Below are 17,874 nucleotides of genomic sequence, written 5' to 3'. Positions count from 1 at the left end.
GTTCGGGGCTTGGCAGAGTTTATTGTGCAGTTGCGAGGAGGCGCATCAGGGGCCTGAATTCGGCGCCGTCAGATGAGCGCCGCCAGCATCCTTTCGGTCGCCGCGGAGATTTTCCCCCTGATCAAGACCGGCGGCCTGGCCGACGTCGTCGGGGCGCTGCCGCTGGCTCTGGCGCGCGAGGGGGTCAAGGTCGTGACCCTGATCCCCGGCTATCCGGCTGTGAAAGCCGCGCTGGAAACGCCCAACATGGTACACCGTTTCGCCAGCCTGATGGGCGCGCCGGCCCGGCTGCTGCGTGCGAGGGCGGGCGCTCTGGACCTCCTGGTGATCGACGCGCCTCACCTCTATGATCGACCCGGCAATCCCTATCTGCAGGCGCCGGGAGTCGAATGGCCTGACAACGGTCAGCGCTTTGCCGCCCTGGCCAAGGTCGCCGCCGAAATCGGCCTGGGCCTCCTGGCTGACTACCGCCCCGATGTGATCCAGGCTCACGACTGGCACGCCGGCCTGACGCCTGCCTATCTCCACTATGCGCAGAAAGAACGCCGGCTCCGGGCGCCGCCGGTCGTCCTATCAATCCACAATCTGGCCTTTCAGGGACTGTTCCCGGCAAGCCTGCGGACCAAGCTCGGGCTGCCGGCGGAGGCCATGGCCATCGACGGCGTCGAATACTGGGGCGACGTCGGCTTTCTCAAAGCCGGCATCCAGTTCGCCGATCAGGTCACCACCGTCTCTCCAAGCTACGCGGCGGAGATCACCACCGAAGAGGGCGGCATGGGCCTGGGCGGGCTCTTGAAGACCCGCGCCAAATCGCTGGTCGGCATCCTCAATGGCATCGACGCGGACGTCTGGAACCCTGAGACCGACACCGACATCAGCGCTCGCTATACGGCAGAGACGCTCGAACGTCGCGCCATCAACAAGCTGGCTCTTCAAGCCAAATTTGGCCTTCGTCCGGACGCCGAAGCCCCGCTCTTTGGCATCCTCAGCCGGCTCACCGACCAGAAGGGCGTCGATCTGCTGCTGGGCGCCCTGCCGGTGCTGTTTGCCGAGGGCGCCCAGCTGATCGTCTGCGGCCAGGGCGAGCCGCGGTACGAGGCCGCGTTCTCGCAGGCCGCCGAGCGCTATCCCGGCGCCATGGGCAGGTTCCTGGGCTACCGGGAAGACCTCGCCCATCTCATCCAGGCTGGCGCTGACGCGATCCTGGCGCCGTCGCGTTTCGAGCCCTGCGGCCTCACCCAGCTTTGCGCCATGCGGTATGGGGCCGTCCCGGTCGTCTCGCGCACCGGTGGGTTGTCAGACACCATCATCGACGCCAACACAGCCGGGATCGCCCGTTCGGCCGCCACCGGCGTACAGTTCGCGCCGGCCACCCAGGACATGCTTGAAGACGCCATCCGCCGAACCTGCGCTCTTTACCGCGATCCGGTCAGCTGGCGGCGCGTCCAGCTCAACGCCATGGCCTCCGATAGCTCCTGGCGCGTGTCGGCCGCCGAATACGCCGCGCTTTTCGCGCGCCTTGCGGCGCGGCCTCTCCGCGCTCCAGCCCACGATGTGACCACCACGGCGCTGGTGTCGATCGCGCCGGCGAGCCCCAGCGAGCCACGCAGCTTTGCCGCCTACGAGGCCGGTGAGCCCGGCTCCCCCGGGCCAGCGCCCCGACGGGCTACAACCCGCCGGACATCGCCCAGAAGCACGGCGACGGCCCCGAGCCTGCGTCGGGTTGAAGAACGATGATCGTCGCCGAACTGATCAAGCTGCTGCAGGAGTGCCACCCCCAAGCCGTGGTGCTGATCCCGGCCGACCCGTCCATGGGGCAGGCGTTCGAAAAACTGGCCGATGTGGCCAGGATCGACGCCAGCCAGTTCCCCGACGGGCCAGCGGCGCAAGGCGGCGTGGTCCGGCTCTCGAGCTTTCCCGTCGATCTGCTGATCAGCAGTTTCGGCCTCGCCGAGCAGGCTGGCAGATAGGAGCCTTAAGGCGGACTGGAGCGACCTTGGGGCTTTCCTGCCGCGGTCAGGTGAAGTTGATCCACTCCGGTTCGCGCACAAAGGCGTGCCGAGGCAAGCCGGTCATCGACCGAAGCCGCCGAAGATCCAGCAGGTTGATCGTGCGCACGCCGCGCTGGATGAGGCCAGCGCACTCCATCGCGCCGAATTTTCGGCTGACATGGACAGGACTAAGGCCCACAAGATCTCCGACCTGGCCCTGGGTCAGCGGGAAAGGCATGGTTCCTTGCTCGGCCAGGCCAAGCGCGCCCAAGCGGTCGAAGAGTTCGACCAGCATGCCGGCGATGCGCACCGATCCGTCGGTCTGTCCCATCAGAGCCAGGGCCTCCATCAGTGTTAAGCGCTCGCGCTGGGCGCCTAGGAAATGCGCCGCCGCGATGCGCGGGAAACGCGCCAACACCCCCATCAGGTCGCCGCGCGACACCGGTCGCACCGTGATCGGGGTGAGCGCCGTCAGGCATTCGGCCGTCCGGGTCACACAAAGGCTTGGCGTCCCTAGGACATCGCGCGGCAGGTGGATCTTGACCGTCTGCTGTCGACCGGAAGCGACCGTGATCGACGACGCCACCCAGCCGTCGACGAGCAGGAAGAGGTGTGTCGGCTCGGTTCCGTCGCGCTTGAGCACATGGTCTCGCGGGAGATGCTGGGCGGGACCCAAGATGGCCGCCAGCGCCGCACGTTCGGCGCCGCTAAGATCGAACACTTCGTCAAGGTGTCCCCCTCGGCGCCCGGGTGCGCCGGCCCGCGCCGCTGCTTGCTCATCCATGGGCCCCGGATCGCCAAGAACCCAAGGTCGCGCATTATCCTGGGTTATGGTTTGTGACGATCGATCAGCAAGGTTGCCGCGCACCGCTGCGCCATGCCGCCATACTGAGCCTCGTCGCGCCGATCTAGCCTGAAGCCGGTTCTCATTTTCCAGCCGGAGAAGGCGGCCTTGCCGTATCGCTTTGCCGCTGAGCGGACCCACACCAGCCCAAAGCGTGGGCTGGCCGGCCGAGATCTTCGCAGGCGAGCGGTCCGGACGAGGCTTGGGAAGGTGGAATACCGCTCCGATCGGACCCTGGCGTTTCGATCGCCAGCGGCTCGAAATCACCTCAATATCGCCCTGGCGCCGACGGCGCGGCGGCCCGGCACCGCCCTCGGCAGACGTCTGCGGCATCCAAGTTCTCGAGTTTTGCGCCTGTCTCGGGGGGCAGGCGAAATTCCCCTTCGGCGGCTGAAACCGATTGCGGCGCCGCGCGATCCTATCAAATGATCATTATCGTCGCGCGGTCGAGGGCAGGCTTCGGCGTCTTGTTGGGGAGCGACCTTGTCGAGGAATTCGACGAGGTGGATGTGGCGAGGGCCTGCGCGGCGAGACTATGCGAGGAGGCCCGCGCGCGAGGCGAAAGCTTCAGCTGGGTCGATGTCAGCCAGGCGTCCGCGCCGCTGGCGATGGGCCGAAAGCCGTGAGACCATAGGCGCACGAGGCAGGAGAGCCTGGCGAGTTGGAGCGCCTGCTGGTCCTGGCTCGCGCGGATGACTTGGCGATGAAGTTCGATTTGGCGTGACGGGCGTTGAGTGGCCCGGCCAGCCAGCGCGCCCACCCGCTCCTTGAGCGGTAAGTGTATGAGCCTGCCGCCGCGGCCCGGGCGAGCCCGCGGCGAGCATGGTTCGGCCATTCTTCCGAGCGCTGGAAAAGGGTGGGCCGTGGCTAAGCTTTCGCCCCTACCGCGTGCGGATCAGCCGCCGCCTTACAGATCGACCTTGGCGTTGTCGCCCATTTGCGGGGCCGCGCCGGTCACCGCCGCCAGGACCATCTTGACCAGCGCCACGGCCTTGCCGGGGCTGTCCCAGAGCTCACCTTGGTCGGGGGTGAAGGTGATCAGGCGGATGGAGGGGTCGCTGGCGTCCTCCCACCAGGCCTTGTCGAAGTCGGACCACAGCGCCGCGATCTTTTCGCGCTCGTTGCTGAGACGCGCCGAACCGACCATCACGACGTATTTGTAATGGCTGTTGTCGGCCCAGGCGCAGGAAACGGCGGGGAAGTGCTCGACCTGGTCGTTCTTGCCGCCTTCGACATCGACGAGGAAATAGACGGCGTGCTCGTCGCGGCGCACCCGTGCCGAAAGCGGCCGGCTGTGCTGCTGCTCGCCGTCCCAGGTGGTGAACATCGCGATGTCGATCTTCTCGGCCAGCTCCCAGATCCGGTCGGCGACCTCTTGGGGCGGCTTGGGATTGTCGTCGCTGCGTTCCTTGGTCATCGAAGGCCCTCTAGATGTGAACAAAGCCAACGCGCCGGTGCGCGGCTGTGTTGCAGGCTTAGGGACAAGTGCGGCCGGCCCGGCAATCATCCAGCGGGCGGCGGCAAGGCCGCGGGACAGTTGAGGCGATCGCCTCTAGCCGCTCAGCGCGCAAAGCAAGGCGTGGACCAGCGCGCGGCGCTCGACCTCGCTGTCGCTGGCCTTGGCTACGACGAGCTTGTCCTCGCGGACCGTCAGAACCTCGCGCCACCGCGACAGGGCGGTCATGGCCTCTGCCGGCGAAGCGCTGGCCGGGGTGAGCGACACCCCCTTGGGGCCGGCGCGCACCTGACGCACCCCCGCGCTTTTGGCCAGGCGCCGCAGGCGCGCGTCGTCAAGCAGTGTGCCGACCGGCGGGGGGAGGGCGCCGAAGCGATCCTCCAGCTCTTCCTCGAAAGCGTCGATCTGGACTTGGTCTTCCATTCTCGCCAGTCGGGCGTAGAGATTGATCCGGGTCACCGCGTCGGGCACGTAGGCGGTCGGGATCGCGCCGGGCTCGCCAAGCTGCAGATCGGGGGTCCAGTCTTCGGCCTCGCCGCACTCCACCCGCAGGGCTCCGGCCAGCAAGCGCTGGTAAAGCCCCGCGCCGATCATTCGCATATGTCCGGCCTGATCCTCGCCGACCAGATCGCCGCCGCCGCGCAGATCCAGGTCCCGGGCGCTGATGGCCAGGCCCGATCCCAGGCGATCAAACGCCTCCAGCGTCGAAAGCCGCGCGCGGGTTGCCTCGGAAAGGTCCTCATCCGGATCCGACAAAAGATAGGCCACGCCTTGAATGCGGCCCCGGCCGACCCGGCCGCGCAGCTGATGAAGCTGAGCCAGGCCAAAGCGGTCGGGCCGCCAGACCACCATGGTGTTGGCCCGCGGCACGTCCAGCCCGCTCTCGACGATGTTGGTGGCCAGAAGAACGTCCCCGTCGCCATCGGCGAAGCCGACCATCACCGCATCGGCCGCCTCGGCGGCCAGATCGCCGTGGGCCACACGCACTTGCAGCTCAGGGACGAGGCTGGCCAACTGGGCCTGCAGCAGATCGATGTCCTCGATCCGCGGCACGACGACGAAGCTCTGCCCGCCCCGGCGCTTTTCGCGCATGAGCGCCAGGCGCAGGCTGGCCGCATCGAAAGGGGCCAGGAACGTGCGGATAGGACGCCTGCGGGCGGGCGGGCTGGCGATGACGCTGACATCTTGTACGCCGATCATCGCCGCTTGCAGGGTCCGAGGGATCGGCGTGGCCGTCAGGGTCAGGAGATGGCCGTCCACGGCCATGGCGCGCAATTTCGCCTTTAGCGCCGCGCCGAACTTCTGTTCCTCGTCGATGATCATCAGCCCAAGGTCACTAAAGCCGATGTCCTTGCCCGCCAGGGCCTGGGTGCCGATCACCACGCCGATCTGGCCCGCTTCCAGGCCCTGCTTGACCGCCTGGGCTTGGGCGGGACTGACCAGGCGCGACAGGTGAGCCACGCCGATCCCCGTGCCGCAGAACCGCCGCTTGAAGGTTTCGACGTGTTGGCGAGCCAGGACCGTCGTCGGGGCGGCCAGGGCCACTTGGCGCCCGCTCAGGGCCACGGCGGCGGCCGCCCGTAAGGCCACCTCGGTCTTGCCAAAGCCGACGTCGCCGCACACCAGACGGTCCATGGGCCGTCCGCTGGCGAGGTCGGCCAGGACCGCCTCGATGGCGGCCGACTGATCGGGCGTCTCGGGATAGGCAAAGCGAGCGGCGAACTTGGCGTAGGCCGCCTTGGGCGCGACGATGGGCGGGCAGGCCCTTTCCTCACGCGCCTTGGCCAGGGCCACCAGTCGGGCGGCGGCCGCTTCCAGGTGTTGATGAACCTCGGCGCGCCGCTTGGACCAACCCTCGCCCTTGAGCCGGTCGAGGGTTACCGCGCTCTCTTCGGCCCCGTAACGCCAGACGCGGCCGATCTCCTCGACGGGCGCCTGCAGAATGTCGCCGCCATGATACTCCAGTTGCAAGGTGTCATGGCCTACGCCGTCAACCTCGATCCGGGCCAGATCACGCAGCACCCCCACCCCGTGATCTTCGTGCAGGACGACGTCGCCGGGGCGAAGTTCGGGTTCGGCCAAAAGATCCTGCAGGTTGGTCGCGCCGCGCGCGGCGGTGCGCCCGCCGACCACGTCGCTGGCGGCGATCACGGCAAGCTGGCTGGCCGCCTCGATGAAGCCGGTGTCGAGATCAAGCTCGATGCTGACCACTGCGTCCAGGGGACTGGCGAGCGCCTGCGCCCACTCGGCGCAAGGCAGCGGTTTGAGTTCAAGACCACGGGCCAGAGCCCGGGCAAGAGGCCGAAGCTCCTGCCCCAAGCCTGTCAAGACCACGCGACGCCCGGCCTGACGATGATGGTCGACGAGATCGCAAAAGGCCCGGCCGGGATTGCGCTGGAGAGCAAGGTTGCTCACCGGTTCGAAGCCGCGCGTCTCCAGGCGCACGGCCGACCAGCTGGCGAGCGCCGCCTTCAGGTCCGCGCCCAGGAGGTTGAGGTCTCCGGGCGCGCCAGGCTCAGGGCCCGCCCCGCCGAGCGTCTTTCGCGCCTCGAAAGCGTCCAGCACGTGAGCCTCCACCTCGTCAAGGCGCGCCGCGGCCTTGACGTCCATGGAAAGCCTGGCCTTGGGCAAAAGCTCGAACAGCGAGACCAGTACGCCGTAGTGGTCGACCATGGCGTGCTCGGCCCCGGCTTGCCGCTCGGGAACCGCGCCATCGGCGCCGGGCCTGAGGATCAGCTCGCTCGCCGGGCCAAGGCGCAGGGTTTCGAGCTCGCCGGACGAGCGCTGGCTCAAGGGGTCGAAGGTTCGTATCTCGGCGATCCGGCCAGCGTCGAGCGCGATACGCACCGGGCAGGCGCCGTCCGCGGGGAAGATGTCGATGACCTCGCCCAGGAAGGCGATCTCGCCGGGCTCATCGATGCGCTCGTCGGCCACATATCCAGCGGCGGCGGCGAAGTCGCCAAGCACTTGGCAGTCGAGCACGTCGCCGCGCCGAAGTTCTAGCGCCGTCTCGCGCGCCAGCGCCGCCGGCGGCAGCTTCTGGACGATAGCCTCGGGCGAGGTGACCAAAACCCGCCGGCCCGCCGGCTGCGCAAGTCGCCCGAGGATCGCCATGCGCCGCCCCATCACATCCCGCGACGGCGAGGCGCGATCATAGGGCAGGCAGTCCCACGGCGGCAGCACCAGGACTTCGAGGCCGGGGGCGAAGCCAGCCAGGGCCCGGCCGATTTCCTCGGCGCGGCGTTCGCTGGACGCCAGGTGAACGAGGGTGGCTTGGCCCTTGGCGGCTTTACGCGAGAGGGCTAGCGCCACGGCCGAAGCGGGCGGCTGGATGCTTGGCGCGCTGGACGCGCGGTGGTTGCGAGCGCCCGGCGCCAGGATTTCGCCGACGGTGGGGATGGGGCTCGCGGCCTGGGACATGGGGAAAAAAACTCTTGAAGACGCGCCCGCGCCGCCGCGTGCAGGGCCGAAACACTTCATGCCAGAGGAGGTTGCAGGCGCTGCTCAGGGAGGAGCCCACGAGGCCGCCCGGCGATCTTTTGACCTGGGCGCAGCATCAATCACGGAACGTTCGCGGGGAGGGCGCCGTTCAGCCTGCCCGACGGCAGCGCTTGGGCGTTGGCGCAGGCGCGAGGATCGCAAATTGTGGCGAGCAGAAGCACAGCCGTGGGCGCGGCGTCTCAGGCGCCTTGCGGCGCGGGATGAGATCATTCAGGGGCTCGAATGGGCCGGCCGACTCGGTTACGCCGCCCGCGGCGTCGTCTATCTGGGCCTGGGCGCAATCGTGCTCATGGCCGCTGTCGATCTGACGCCGCGGGCGCGCGGCGCCAAGGCGATGCTGGCGGCCTGGGCCGCCTGGCCGCCTGGTCTGGTGATCGTGACTCTTGTCTCGCTGGGCCTGATGGGCTTTGCGATATGGCGCGGCCTGCAGGCCGGCCTCGACGCCGATCGCCATGGCGTGTCGCCCAAGGCGATCGCCGTGCGCGTCGGTCAAGCCGCCAGCGGGCTGATATACGGCGGGCTCGGGCTTTGGGGCCTGGAACTGCTCGACGCTTTCGAGGATGTCGGAGAGGCCGATGAGGAACAGGCCGCCCACGGCGCGGCCGCCACCGTCCTGAACTGGCCCCACGGCGAGGCGCTGCTGCTGGCGGCGGGCCTGACGCTCGTCGGCGTCGGGATAGGCAACGTCGTCCAGGGCCTGATGCAGGATTTCTCCAAGCGCCTGGCGTGCGATGCGCGTCTCTGCCGCGTCGTCGCGCCGCTGGCCCGGATCGGTTATGGGGCGCGGGGCTTGGCCACCCTGCCGGCCGGCGTCTTCCTCCTGAAGGCGGGGCTGGAGGCGCGTAGTGCTGACGTTCACAGCTGGGGCGGCGCTCTGCAGGCGCTTGAACGCCAGCCGTTCGGATCCTGGGTCCTGGGTCTGATCGCCTTGGGGCTGGCGGCCTTTGGTCTCTTTGGTTTCGTAGAGGCGGTTTTCCGACGCATCCGTCCCGCCCGGGCGCTCGCCTGATGGGCGGGGACGATCGCATCGCTCGCGCCAAGGCCGCTTCGCGAGAAGCCCGCGCGCCCACCCCCTGGTCGCGGCTGAGTGAAACCATCGGCGCCCCGATCGCTTATTGCGGATAATGGCAGGTAGGCTGGGCGGAATGACCTTGTGGCGCTGATCGGGCTCGGCGCGGCACTCTGCTCGATGGGGAGCTTCGTGCCTCAGTTGATCAAGATCTGGCGTGAGGGCGATGCTTCAGCCGTCTCGCTGCGAATGTTCGCCCTGACGGTTGCCGGCTTCACGCTTTAGACGGTCTATGGCGTCTTGCGTGGAGGCTGGCCGCTGGTGCTCAGCAATCTCGTCTGCCTAGGGCTGTCGGCGGCGATTCTGATTTCCAAGACGATCCTGGAGCGACGCTCAGCCTGAGGCCGTCATCGCCGCAGCCGTGCAAAACGCTGGCGCATCATGCCGCTCCGGCGTCGGGAACCTGAGCATTCGAGCCAAGGCGACTCATCACCGCGTGGAGCGCGGCAAACTGCACTGGCTTGGCCATGTAGCCGTCCGCCCCCGCCTGTACGCCCGCCGCGCGGTCGGCTTCCCCAGCGCTGGCGCTGAGCATCACGATGGGCACGCAGAACCCCTCGCAGCGTATGGCTCGGACGGCCTCCAAGCCGTCCATGACCGGCATGTTGACGTCCATGAGGACCAGGTCGAATCCGCCTTGACGGACAGCCGCCAGGCCTTCGGCGCCGTTCTCGGCCAAGACGCACAGGTGCCCAAGGCCCTCGAGCCAGGCGGCGAGGATGCGCTGATTGGCTGGGTGATCCTCGACGACCAGGACCCGGCGCGCGGTGGAGGCTGGATCTGGCGCCTCGGCCTGGGCGAGGATCTCGGGCGCTGCGCGACGCACCAGCGGCAGATCGATGACGAACCGTGAGCCCGCCTGGCTCGGCTCAAGACGAAGATCGCCGCCAAGCAGGCCGGCCACACGGCGGGAGATCGCAAGGCCAAGGCCCGCGCCGCCGTGGCGGCGCGTGCTGGAGCTGTCGACCTGGCTGAAGGCCTGGAAAAGACGGGCCTGGCCAGCGCCCGTCACACCCGGACCGGTGTCGGCGACCGTGATCCAAAGGCGCTCGGATCCTTGCGATGGGACCGCCTCGACAGTGACGCTGACGCCGCCGGCTTGGGTGAACTTCACCGCGTTGGAGAGCAGATTATGAAGCATCTGGCCCAGGCGGATCGGGTCGCAGAGCAAAGCGTCAGGGAGATCCGGGGCGAACGCCACCTCGAGGCTAAGGCCTTTCTCCTGCGCCCGGGGCCTCCAAAGGGCCGTGATGCGGCGAACGAGCGGCGCAAGCTCGACATCGACGAGCGAGACCTCCAGCTTGCCCGCCTCGATGCGCGCGAAATCCAGTATGTCGTCCAGGAGGCGGGCCAGGGTGCGGCCCTGCTCGTCGATAACCGCGACCAGTTCCTGCGCCGGCGCGTCCAAGGCGCCGTTGCGCAAGAGTTGCGCCGCCCCCAGCACCCCGTTCATGGGCGTGCGCAGTTCGTGGCTGATGACGGCCATGAACGCCGACTTGGCGTCGCTGGCGGCGGTCGCCTCGTCGCGAGCGATCTCAAGCGCGGCGATCAAGCGCGCCTGCTCGGCCTGGAAGGCGTCGATCTGCGCCTTGTGGACGCGCCCGAAGAACGCCTTGGTGAGGATCGCCGAGCCCGCCACGCCCGCGGCCGCCAGTAGCGCCCAACGCCCAGGCTCGCTGCGCGCGGTTGCGAGCACATAGGCCAGCACCACCAGATAAGGGGTCGCGACAATCAGGGCGCGCCTGGGGAGATGCCGAAACTGGGTCGCGACCAGGAGGACCCCGGCGAACAGGAACGTGATGGTCGCGACCAATGACCAGGGGCCATGGGTTCGCCACGCCAACAGCGGGGCCAAAGCCCAGGCCGCCGAGGTCAGGGTGGCGATCACGGTGAGCTCGGCGCCGACGCTGACCCGGGCGCTTCGCGTGAGAGCGCGCTCGATGCGCCCCCGCACCAGCCCCAGGACGCAGCAGGCGGTGAACCAGCCAAAGGCGAGGTAAGCGTCGCAGCACACGCCGAGCAACAAGGCCCACGCGGCTAACAGCCAATAGCGAAGACCCTGAGCAATGACGATTGTCGACACGCCTGCGCGGCCCCCGCCTTCGGATGGACGGACCAAGAGGACATGGTTTTGCGGGGGTGGCGCCTGCAGGGACGACGAGGATGCGCGCGAGCTCATCGTCCTAGTTCACACGCAGGTGCTTAAGAGTCGATTATATCGATGTCGATATTTTCTACTCCGGCAGACCTTTTTGATGTCTAGGCGAAGTTGGTCTAGAACCTGACATATGGCGCAGAAAGATCCTGTCACCAGGGGCCCGATGGGTTCCGACGGCGCGTTCGACGAATTGCGCGTCGATCAGCAGCTCTGTCTGGCGCTGCAGACATCAGACAGCCTGGTGACGAGGCTCTATCGCCAGATGCTCGCGCCGCTCGGCCTCACTCACCCGCAGTACCTCGTTCTGATCTCGCTCTGGCAGGAGAGCGGGCGGGCGGCGATGGGCGACCTTCGGCGAATCCTGTGCATGGACACCGGGGCCGTCACCCCGCTCGTCAAGCGTATGGAAAGCAAGGGCCTGCTCGTCCGCTCGCGTGATGATGTGGACGAACGCAGGGTTTGGGTCGATCTGACGCCGCAGGGTTGGGCCCTGCGCGAGAAGGCTCTGGAGGCGCGGCGCTCCGTCGTGCGCCAGTTGCCGTTGACAGAGCCTCAAATCGCCGCCTTGCGCAGCGAGCTGCAGGCCATGAACGAGGCGCTGCTGACAGCCCTTCGAGACTAAGCGCCCGGCAGGTCAACGACCTTGTAGCGCGGGTATAACGGTTGCAGCCGCCGACGGCTCTGAACCGGGCGGCGTCTGACGTGTTCAGCCGACATGACCAATACCGCCCCGATCCCCTCCGCCCTCATTGGCGCCGTCGCCAGCGCCCGGTCGATGACCCCGATGGCCACCATCGCCTTGGCCCCCCTGGCCGGCCGCTCGACGCCCGGCAAGCTCGTCCTGCTCGATCACCCGCTGTTCAAGTTCGGCGCCCTGGCCATGGGGGGTCGGCGAGCTGCTGGGTGACAAGATGAAGACCGCCCCCGACCGTACGGTGTTCCTGGTCCTGCTGGCCCGGATCGCCAACGCCGGCATCGCCGGCGCTGCCCTGGCGCCGCGCGGTCGCTAGAGGGCCGGAGCGGGCGTGGCGATCGCCACCGCCGCCCCGCTGGCCTATCTGACGCTGGCGGGACGCAAGCAGGCGATGGCGAAGTTCGGCCAGACGCCCAGCGGTCTCGTCGAGGACGCCCTGGTCGTCGCCGCGGGCGTGGCGACCATCGCTTTCTTCACGCACCAGCAGTGGGGCCACCGGCGGTGAAGGGAATCTCCACGCCAACCAGGTGTCGCCTGGCCGTCGGAGCGCTGGAGGCGCACCAGGTGAACCGGCCTTCGAGGAACCGGCTGCAAGCCTGACCGTTGGCACGGCGAGAGCTGGAGGACAGCGCCTTGGATGCGAACGCGGGTTATGCCCGAGCCCTGAGCCGTGCCTTCGGCGGGGCCCTGCTGTTTTCTTTTCCGCTGCTGATGACCATGGAGATGTGGTCGCTGGGCATGGCGGTGGAGCGCTGGCGCCTGCTGGTGTTTCTGCTGCTGACCCTGCCGATGCTGATCGGTCTGTCCTACTACGCCGGCTTCGAACCGACCTTTCGGCTGAAGGACGAGGTCCTGGACGCCTTGGCCGCCTTCGGCGTCGGCTTCCTGCTGGCAGCGGTCTTGCTGACCGTCTTCGGCGTGCTGCGGCGCGACGACATCCTCACCCAGGCCGGCCTTGGCAAGATCGCGCTGTGCGCCGCGCCCGCAGCCGTAGGCGCGCTTCTGGCCGGCAAGCAGTTGGGCGAGCGAGGACCCGGCGCGCGGGAGAAGGAACGCGCTGGCCCGCTCAGCGAGCTTTTCCTGATGGCGGTGGGGGCGGCGTTCCTGGCCTTCAACGTCGCTCCGACCGAGGAGATGGTGCTGATCGCCTACCAGATGGGGCCGTGGGCCACCCTGGCCCTGGTGGCGATCTCCATCCTGCTGCTGCACGTCTTCGTCTACCAGCTCGGCTTTCCTGGCGAGACGCGCCGTCGGCAGGCCGGCGACTTTCGCCGCACCTTCGTGGCCTTCACCTGCCCCGGCTACGGGGTCGCCCTGCTGATGAGCCTCTATCTGCTCTGGACCTTCGGGCGCACCGATGGGGTCGCCGCCCACGAAATCGCCACCATGACCGTCGTCCTTGGCTTTCCCGCCGCCATCGGCGCGGCCACCGCGCGCCTGGTGGTCTGATGGCCCAGAAGCCCAAAACCGTAAGTCGATCGCCAGCCTCCAGGGCGAAGGCCTCGCCCAAGCCGACGCCGGCGAAGGAAACGCCGGCCCTGGAATGGGCCTCGGCGGCCGTGGGGCTGGTGCTGGCCGCCACGGCCATCGGCTTCACGGCCTGGGACGCCGTGTTCGGCGCCAAGGGGCCGCCGGCCATCGAGGTGAATCTGGTCGAGGTCACGCCCACGGCTCACGGCTATGTCGCGCAGGTGGAGGCTTTCAATCACGGCGGAGAGCCGGCCGCCCAGGTCCAGATCGAAGGCGTGCTGTCGAGCGAGGGCGCGCAGCAGACCTCGGGCTTCACGATCGACTATGTCGCCGAGGGCTCCAAGGCGTCGGGCGGTCTGGTCTTCGAGAAGGATCCGAGGGCAGGCGAGCTGATGCTGCGCGCGACGGGTTTCGCCGACGCGTCCTGACGGCGTTGAACGCTAGTGACGCAGAGGAATGGCGCTGATTGCCAAACGATGGCGATGGCGGCGAGGGTCGACGCCAGGGCCGACAGGCGCGGTACGAACACTCCGCCGAGACCGGGGCGGCGGGAGGCCCGCCAGGCTCGAACGGCCAAGGCGACTGCCGCCAGGACACAGGCGAGCGTCAGGCCCGCGAGAAGCCAGGTCAGCGGCGCCTGGTGTTCGTATGGGGATATGTCGGCCAGACTGGCGATCGCATAGGCGGCCAGGAAATGCGCCGCCCAGAGCACCAGACCGCCCAGCAGGGAAAGCCAGGTGTTCACGTGAGGCCTGCGGGAAAGAGGCGCGTGACGCCGAGCCCTACGAGGCCCTGGCCGGCGGTGTAGGCCAGGAACAGGCCGACCAGTTCGATGGTCGCTGGCCGGTCAGGGCCCACATAGCCGTAGAGGCGTCGCAGCAGCACATAGAGCGCCATGATCGCCGCGACGGCGACGAAAAAGCCCTGCCAGGCCAGAATGGCGTGGACGATCGCGCCCTGGGCGCTGGCCTGGGGCGACAGCCCGGTCGAGCGCCAGGACGATAGGTCGACGCCGAAGGCCAGCATCAGCAGGGCGCCCCCGACCAGGACCATGGCGGTGGCGAGCCAAGGGCGCGCGAGCTGGCGTCTGGCCAGCAGGGCCAGGGCGCCGCCGCCGATGGCTGATGCCGTCGCGACGGCCAGCGAGGCGACGTCCGGCGGTGGACGCCAGGCGTCGGGATTTCGGCTCCAGAGGAAGACGTAGGAGAACACCGACATGGCCAGCACCATGCCGCCGACCACCAGGGTCACGACCATGGCCCACCAGCCGGTGCTCGACGGTCCGCTGGCGTAGGTCGGCAGCTCGATCCCAGCGCCCACATCGACCGCTCGCTGCGGCAGGGGATGGTCGAGGAACCAGCACCATCGCAGCACGCAGACGATGGCCAGCACGCCGCTGAGCACAGAGGCGGCGTAGGCCTGCACGGTCAGCAGCAGGAAGAAGCCGGCGGTGAACACCGCAGCCCAGACGTGCCAGCCCGAGGGGACAGGCATGCGCAGCAGATGCTGGGGCTCGGCGTTGACCGGGCTGGTCACCAGGGTCTCGCGGCCGCCCGTGGGCGCGCCGGGCAGGAAGTAGCGTCCGGCGGCGACGTCGCGGGCGAGGTTCTTCTGGTCCCAGAGCGGATAGAGCGATCTGACCACCGGGATGCTGCGCGTCGAGTAGAGGCCCGCCGGCAGCCATTCGAGTCCGCCGCCGTCGTAGACGTTGCCGGCCTCGCTGGAGCCCAAGGGGCGGAAGTTGCGGATCATGTCGATCAGCCAGATCAACACGCCTGCGGCGAAGACGAAGGCGCCGATGCTGGAGATGAGGTTCGGCCACTCCCAGTCGCGGCCGGCGGCATAGGTGTAGACGCGCCTGGGCATCCCCATGAGGCCGGTCAGGTGCATGGGCAGGAAGGCCAGGTGCATGCCGGCGAACATCAACCCGAAGGTCCAGCGGCCCAGGCGCTCGCTCAAGGGCCGGGCCGAGACCATCGGCGTCCAGTAGTAGATCGCCGCGAACAGCGGAAAGACCATGCCGCCGATCAGCACGTAATGCAGGTGGGCGACGATGAAGTAGGTGTCGTGGGCCTGCCAGTCGAAGGGGACCATGGCCGCCATCACGCCCGTCAGCCCGCCCATCACGAAGATCAGCAGCGAGCCGAGCACGAAGAGCCCCGGCGCATTGAACTTCATCCGGCCGGAGGCGACCGTGGCGATCCAGGAAAACACCTGCACGCCCGCCGGCAGGCTGACGGCCATCGAGGCGGCCGAGAACATTCCGACCGACACGCCCGGCAGGCCGGTAGTGAACATGTGGTGGGCCCAGACCCCGAAGCTGATGAAGCCCGTGGCCAGAAAGGCCAGCACCACCAGCCAGTGCCCGACCAGCGGCGTGCGGGCCACGGCGGGCACGATGGTCGACATCGCCCCGGCCGCCGGCAGGAAGATGATGTAGACCTCGGGGTGGCCGAAGAACCAGAAGAGGTGCTGCCACAGCATCGGATCGCCGCCGCGCGCGGCGTCGAAGAACGGCCAGCCCAGAGCGCGCTCCAGCTCCAGCAGGGTGGTGGCCAGGATCACTGACGGGAAGGCGATGATGATCATGCCGGCGAAGACCAGCATGGCCCAGGCGAAGACCGGCAGCTTGTCCAGCGTCATGCCCGGCGCCCGGGTCTTGAGGACCCCGACGATAATCTCGATCGCCCCGGCGATGGCCGAAATCTCGATGAAGCCGATGCCCAGCAGCCAGAAGTCGGCGTTGATCCCCGGCGAATAGGTGGTCGAGGTCAGCGGCGGATACATGAACCAGCCGCCGTTCGGCGCCAGGCCGAAGAACAGCGAGCAGAAGAACGCCAGACCGCCGATCAGATAGGCCCAGAAGGCGTAGGCCGACAGGCGCGGAAAGGGCAGGTCACGCGCGCCCAGCATCTGCGGCAGCAGCAGCACGCCCAGCGCTTCGACCGCCGGCACCGCGAACAGGAACATCATCACCGTGCCGTGCATGGTGAAGATCTGGTTGTAGGTCTCCTGGGCCAGCACGCCCTGCATCGGCAGGGCCAGCTGGGTGCGCATCAGGAGCGCCAACACCCCGGCCAGCACGAAGAACAGCATGGCCGCGCCGACATAATAGACGCCGACATAGTTGTTGTTGATGACGGTGATCCACTCCCACCGCCGGGGCGCGCACCAGATCGCCTCCAACTGCTCAAGCTCGCCCTTCGGTCGCCGTCCCTTGGTCGGGAAGCGCTCGTAGAGGGCGGTGTCGAAGCCGGTCTCCGACGGCTCGGGAGGGCCGCTCACTTCAGGCTTTCCAGATAGGCGGAAACGTCGCGCAGTTCCTGGCCGCTCAATACCGGATAGGCCGGCATGCGGTTGCCGGGCTTGATCGCCTGGCTGTCGCCGATCCAGCCGGCCAGGGTTCCCTGGTTGTTGGGGAGCACGCCGGCCCCGAGGGTTCGGCGGGAGCCGACATGGGTCAGGTCCGGGCCGGCCAGGCCGTTGGCGTCGGTTCCCCGAATGGCGTGGCAGGCGCCGCAGCCGGCGCGGTCGAACACCGCCTTGCCGGCGACATGGGCCGGCGAAGCGACGGCAGGCGTGGCTTGCCTAGCTTTCCAGGTCTCGTAGTCGGCCGGTGCGTGGGCGACGACGACCAGGGCCATCAGGGCGTGCGGACCGCCGCAGAACTCAGCGCACTGGGCGCCGTACTCGCCGGGCTGGTCAGCCTGGATGCGCAGGATGTTGCGGCGGCCAGGGATCATGTCGAGCTTGCCGTTCAGCCGCGGGATCCAGAGGCTATGGATGACGTCCGTCGACTCCAGTTCCAGCGCCACGGGCCGACCGGCGGGGATATGGATCTCGTTGGCGTCCTGGAAGGCCTCGCGGCCGGCCGCGTCGAGATAGCCGACCCGCCACCACCACATCTCGCCGGTGACGCGAACGCGCAGTTCTCCGGGGTGGGGCGGCTCGCTGAGGCGATGGGTCAGCGAAAGGCCCCAGATCAGCAGTGCGCTCAACACCACGACGGGAAAGGCGATCCCGGCGATCCAGACGAGACGCTCGCCGCCCAGGCGCTTGCGCCAGGCCCGTGGTGCGAAGAGCGCGACGGCCAGGGCGACGACCACGATCGCCAGCACGGCGGCGGTCATGGCCAGGAGGCCCCAGGTCAGGCTGTTCAACGGCGCGGCGAACGGCCCGGCTGGATCCAGCGCCGGCGGGGGCCAACCCTTCAGGCTCTCGTGTGCGGGCGGCGCGTCAGTCTGCATCGAGCGAGTAGAGATAGGCCGCGACGTCGCGGGCTTGATCCTCGGTTAGTCCAGAGGCGGGCATGGCGGTGTCGGGGGCCATGGCCGGCGCGTCACGAAGCCAGGCGACCAGCACATCGGGGCGGTTGGGAAAGCGGCCGGCGATCATCGCCCGGGCCTGCAGGCTGTCCAGGGATCCGCCGACGGCGCCGCGCGGCCACTGCACGCCGGGAATGCGATGACAGGCGCCGCAGCCCTCGGCCTCGATCAGACGCAGGCCCTGGGCGGGATCCGCGCCGGCCAGTTGGAGCGAGGGAACGGCCTTGTCCGCGCAGGCGACCAGCGTCGCCCCGGCCAGGCCGATCATCGCCGCGCTCGCTGTCCTGGTTCCACCGATCACCAAGGCCCCTTCGAAAACCCGAAGGCTCAACCCGTCGGAACGGTCGCGGTTCCGCAGGGTTTAGG

At 68.4% G+C, this 17,874-nt stretch carries 16 protein-coding genes; 9 read left to right on the top strand and 7 right to left on the bottom strand.

The window, feature by feature from the left end:
* The first annotated feature begins 72 nt into the window (after positions 1–72).
* Together glgA and ACODR1_RS03785 are read left to right on the top strand one after the other, a co-directional pair.
* Complete coding sequence (glgA, locus tag ACODR1_RS03790; protein WP_488879258.1) at positions 73–1,737, top strand: glycogen synthase GlgA; 1,665 nt, start codon at positions 73–75, stop codon at positions 1,735–1,737.
* Positions 1,734–1,970: a hypothetical protein gene (locus ACODR1_RS03785; RefSeq protein WP_116570197.1), complete on the top strand. Its 237-nt coding sequence runs from the start codon at positions 1,734–1,736 to the stop codon at positions 1,968–1,970. The genes glgA and ACODR1_RS03785 overlap by 4 nt, the downstream gene beginning before the upstream one ends.
* A gap of 46 nt (positions 1,971–2,016) precedes the next feature.
* Here ACODR1_RS03785 and ACODR1_RS03780 read toward each other — a convergent pair whose 3' ends face one another.
* The 3 genes from ACODR1_RS03780 to ACODR1_RS03770 form a co-directional block, all read right to left on the bottom strand.
* Entirely contained in the window at positions 2,017–2,712 is a 696-nt protein-coding gene (locus ACODR1_RS03780; RefSeq protein ID WP_488879257.1) for a Crp/Fnr family transcriptional regulator, read from the bottom strand.
* A gap of 1,030 nt (positions 2,713–3,742) precedes the next feature.
* Positions 3,743–4,252, bottom strand: a complete 510-nt coding sequence (locus ACODR1_RS03775; protein WP_488879256.1) for a pyridoxamine 5'-phosphate oxidase family protein — start codon at positions 4,250–4,252, stop codon at positions 3,743–3,745.
* Between the two features lie 135 nt (positions 4,253–4,387).
* Positions 4,388–7,711: a TRCF domain-containing protein gene (locus ACODR1_RS03770; RefSeq protein WP_488879255.1), complete on the bottom strand. Its 3,324-nt coding sequence runs from the start codon at positions 7,709–7,711 to the stop codon at positions 4,388–4,390.
* A 223-nt stretch (positions 7,712–7,934) separates the two neighbouring features.
* Between ACODR1_RS03770 and ACODR1_RS03765 the strand changes: the two genes are divergently transcribed.
* Both ACODR1_RS03765 and ACODR1_RS03760 read left to right on the top strand, forming a co-directional pair.
* Positions 7,935–8,801 (top strand): DUF1206 domain-containing protein, encoded by an 867-nt coding sequence (locus ACODR1_RS03765; RefSeq protein WP_488879254.1) that lies wholly within the window; start codon positions 7,935–7,937, stop codon positions 8,799–8,801.
* Positions 8,802–8,945: 144 nt separating this feature from the next.
* Positions 8,946–9,086 (top strand): PQ-loop domain-containing transporter, encoded by a 141-nt coding sequence (locus tag ACODR1_RS03760; RefSeq protein ID WP_334348973.1) that lies wholly within the window; start codon positions 8,946–8,948, stop codon positions 9,084–9,086.
* A gap of 154 nt (positions 9,087–9,240) precedes the next feature.
* On the opposite strand, the gene ACODR1_RS03755 is transcribed toward ACODR1_RS03760, so the two are convergent.
* The gene (locus ACODR1_RS03755) at positions 9,241–10,944 is read right to left on the bottom strand and encodes a response regulator (RefSeq protein WP_488879253.1); all 1,704 of its coding nucleotides are present in this window, start codon (positions 10,942–10,944) and stop codon (positions 9,241–9,243) included.
* Between the two features lie 205 nt (positions 10,945–11,149).
* Between ACODR1_RS03755 and ACODR1_RS03750 the strand changes: the two genes are divergently transcribed.
* The 5 genes from ACODR1_RS03750 to ACODR1_RS03730 all read left to right on the top strand — a co-directional run bounded on the left by ACODR1_RS03750 (position 11,150) and on the right by ACODR1_RS03730 (position 13,611).
* Entirely contained in the window at positions 11,150–11,641 is a 492-nt protein-coding gene (locus ACODR1_RS03750; RefSeq protein ID WP_488879252.1) for a MarR family winged helix-turn-helix transcriptional regulator, read from the top strand.
* A 93-nt stretch (positions 11,642–11,734) separates the two neighbouring features.
* Positions 11,735–11,926: a hypothetical protein gene (locus tag ACODR1_RS03745; RefSeq protein WP_488879251.1), complete on the top strand. Its 192-nt coding sequence runs from the start codon at positions 11,735–11,737 to the stop codon at positions 11,924–11,926.
* A gap of 118 nt (positions 11,927–12,044) precedes the next feature.
* Positions 12,045–12,218: a hypothetical protein gene (locus ACODR1_RS03740; protein WP_334348969.1), complete on the top strand. Its 174-nt coding sequence runs from the start codon at positions 12,045–12,047 to the stop codon at positions 12,216–12,218.
* A 128-nt stretch (positions 12,219–12,346) separates the two neighbouring features.
* Positions 12,347–13,162 carry a TIGR02587 family membrane protein gene (locus ACODR1_RS03735; RefSeq protein WP_334348968.1) on the top strand — a complete coding sequence of 272 codons (816 nt, stop codon included), beginning with the start codon at positions 12,347–12,349 and terminating at the stop codon, positions 13,160–13,162.
* The gene (locus tag ACODR1_RS03730) at positions 13,162–13,611 is read left to right on the top strand and encodes a hypothetical protein (protein ID WP_334348967.1); all 450 of its coding nucleotides are present in this window, start codon (positions 13,162–13,164) and stop codon (positions 13,609–13,611) included. Before ACODR1_RS03735 ends, ACODR1_RS03730 begins: the two co-directional genes overlap by 1 nt.
* A gap of 313 nt (positions 13,612–13,924) precedes the next feature.
* On the opposite strand, the gene ACODR1_RS03725 is transcribed toward ACODR1_RS03730, so the two are convergent.
* The 3 genes from ACODR1_RS03725 to ACODR1_RS03715 are packed head-to-tail and all read right to left on the bottom strand — an operon-like array spanning position 13,925 to position 17,776.
* Positions 13,925–16,468, bottom strand: a complete 2,544-nt coding sequence (locus ACODR1_RS03725) for a cbb3-type cytochrome c oxidase subunit I (protein WP_488879250.1) — start codon at positions 16,466–16,468, stop codon at positions 13,925–13,927.
* Positions 16,465–17,430 (bottom strand): cytochrome c oxidase subunit II, encoded by a 966-nt coding sequence (gene coxB, locus ACODR1_RS03720; protein WP_488879249.1) that lies wholly within the window; start codon positions 17,428–17,430, stop codon positions 16,465–16,467. Before coxB ends, ACODR1_RS03725 begins: the two co-directional genes overlap by 4 nt.
* Positions 17,420–17,776 carry a c-type cytochrome gene (locus ACODR1_RS03715; RefSeq protein ID WP_488879248.1) on the bottom strand — a complete coding sequence of 119 codons (357 nt, stop codon included), beginning with the start codon at positions 17,774–17,776 and terminating at the stop codon, positions 17,420–17,422. Before ACODR1_RS03715 ends, coxB begins: the two co-directional genes overlap by 11 nt.
* Positions 17,777–17,874 lie beyond the last annotated feature (98 nt).

The organism is Caulobacter sp. FG7, assembly GCF_057808875.1.
This window is presented reverse-complemented; position numbering and strand designations above follow the sequence as displayed.

Bases quoted from the DNA above. Each gene is read 5' to 3' on its own strand.
- ACODR1_RS03715 (WP_488879248.1), bottom strand. From the start codon at position 17,776: ATGATCGGCCTGGCCGGGGCGACGCTGGTCGCCTGCGCGGACAAGGCC.
- ACODR1_RS03775 (WP_488879256.1), bottom strand. From the start codon at position 4,252: ATGACCAAGGAACGCAGCGACGACAATCCCAAGCCGCCCCAAGAGGTC.
- ACODR1_RS03745 (WP_488879251.1), top strand. From the start codon at position 11,735: ATGACCAATACCGCCCCGATCCCCTCCGCCCTCATTGGCGCCGTCGCC.
- ACODR1_RS03730 (WP_334348967.1), top strand. From the start codon at position 13,162: ATGGCCCAGAAGCCCAAAACCGTAAGTCGATCGCCAGCCTCCAGGGCG.
- ACODR1_RS03785 (WP_116570197.1), top strand. From the start codon at position 1,734: ATGATCGTCGCCGAACTGATCAAGCTGCTGCAGGAGTGCCACCCCCAA.
- ACODR1_RS03770 (WP_488879255.1), bottom strand. From the start codon at position 7,711: ATGTCCCAGGCCGCGAGCCCCATCCCCACCGTCGGCGAAATCCTGGCG.
- coxB (WP_488879249.1), bottom strand. From the start codon at position 17,430: ATGCAGACTGACGCGCCGCCCGCACACGAGAGCCTGAAGGGTTGGCCC.
- ACODR1_RS03750 (WP_488879252.1), top strand. From the start codon at position 11,150: ATGGCGCAGAAAGATCCTGTCACCAGGGGCCCGATGGGTTCCGACGGC.
- glgA (WP_488879258.1), top strand. From the start codon at position 73: ATGAGCGCCGCCAGCATCCTTTCGGTCGCCGCGGAGATTTTCCCCCTG.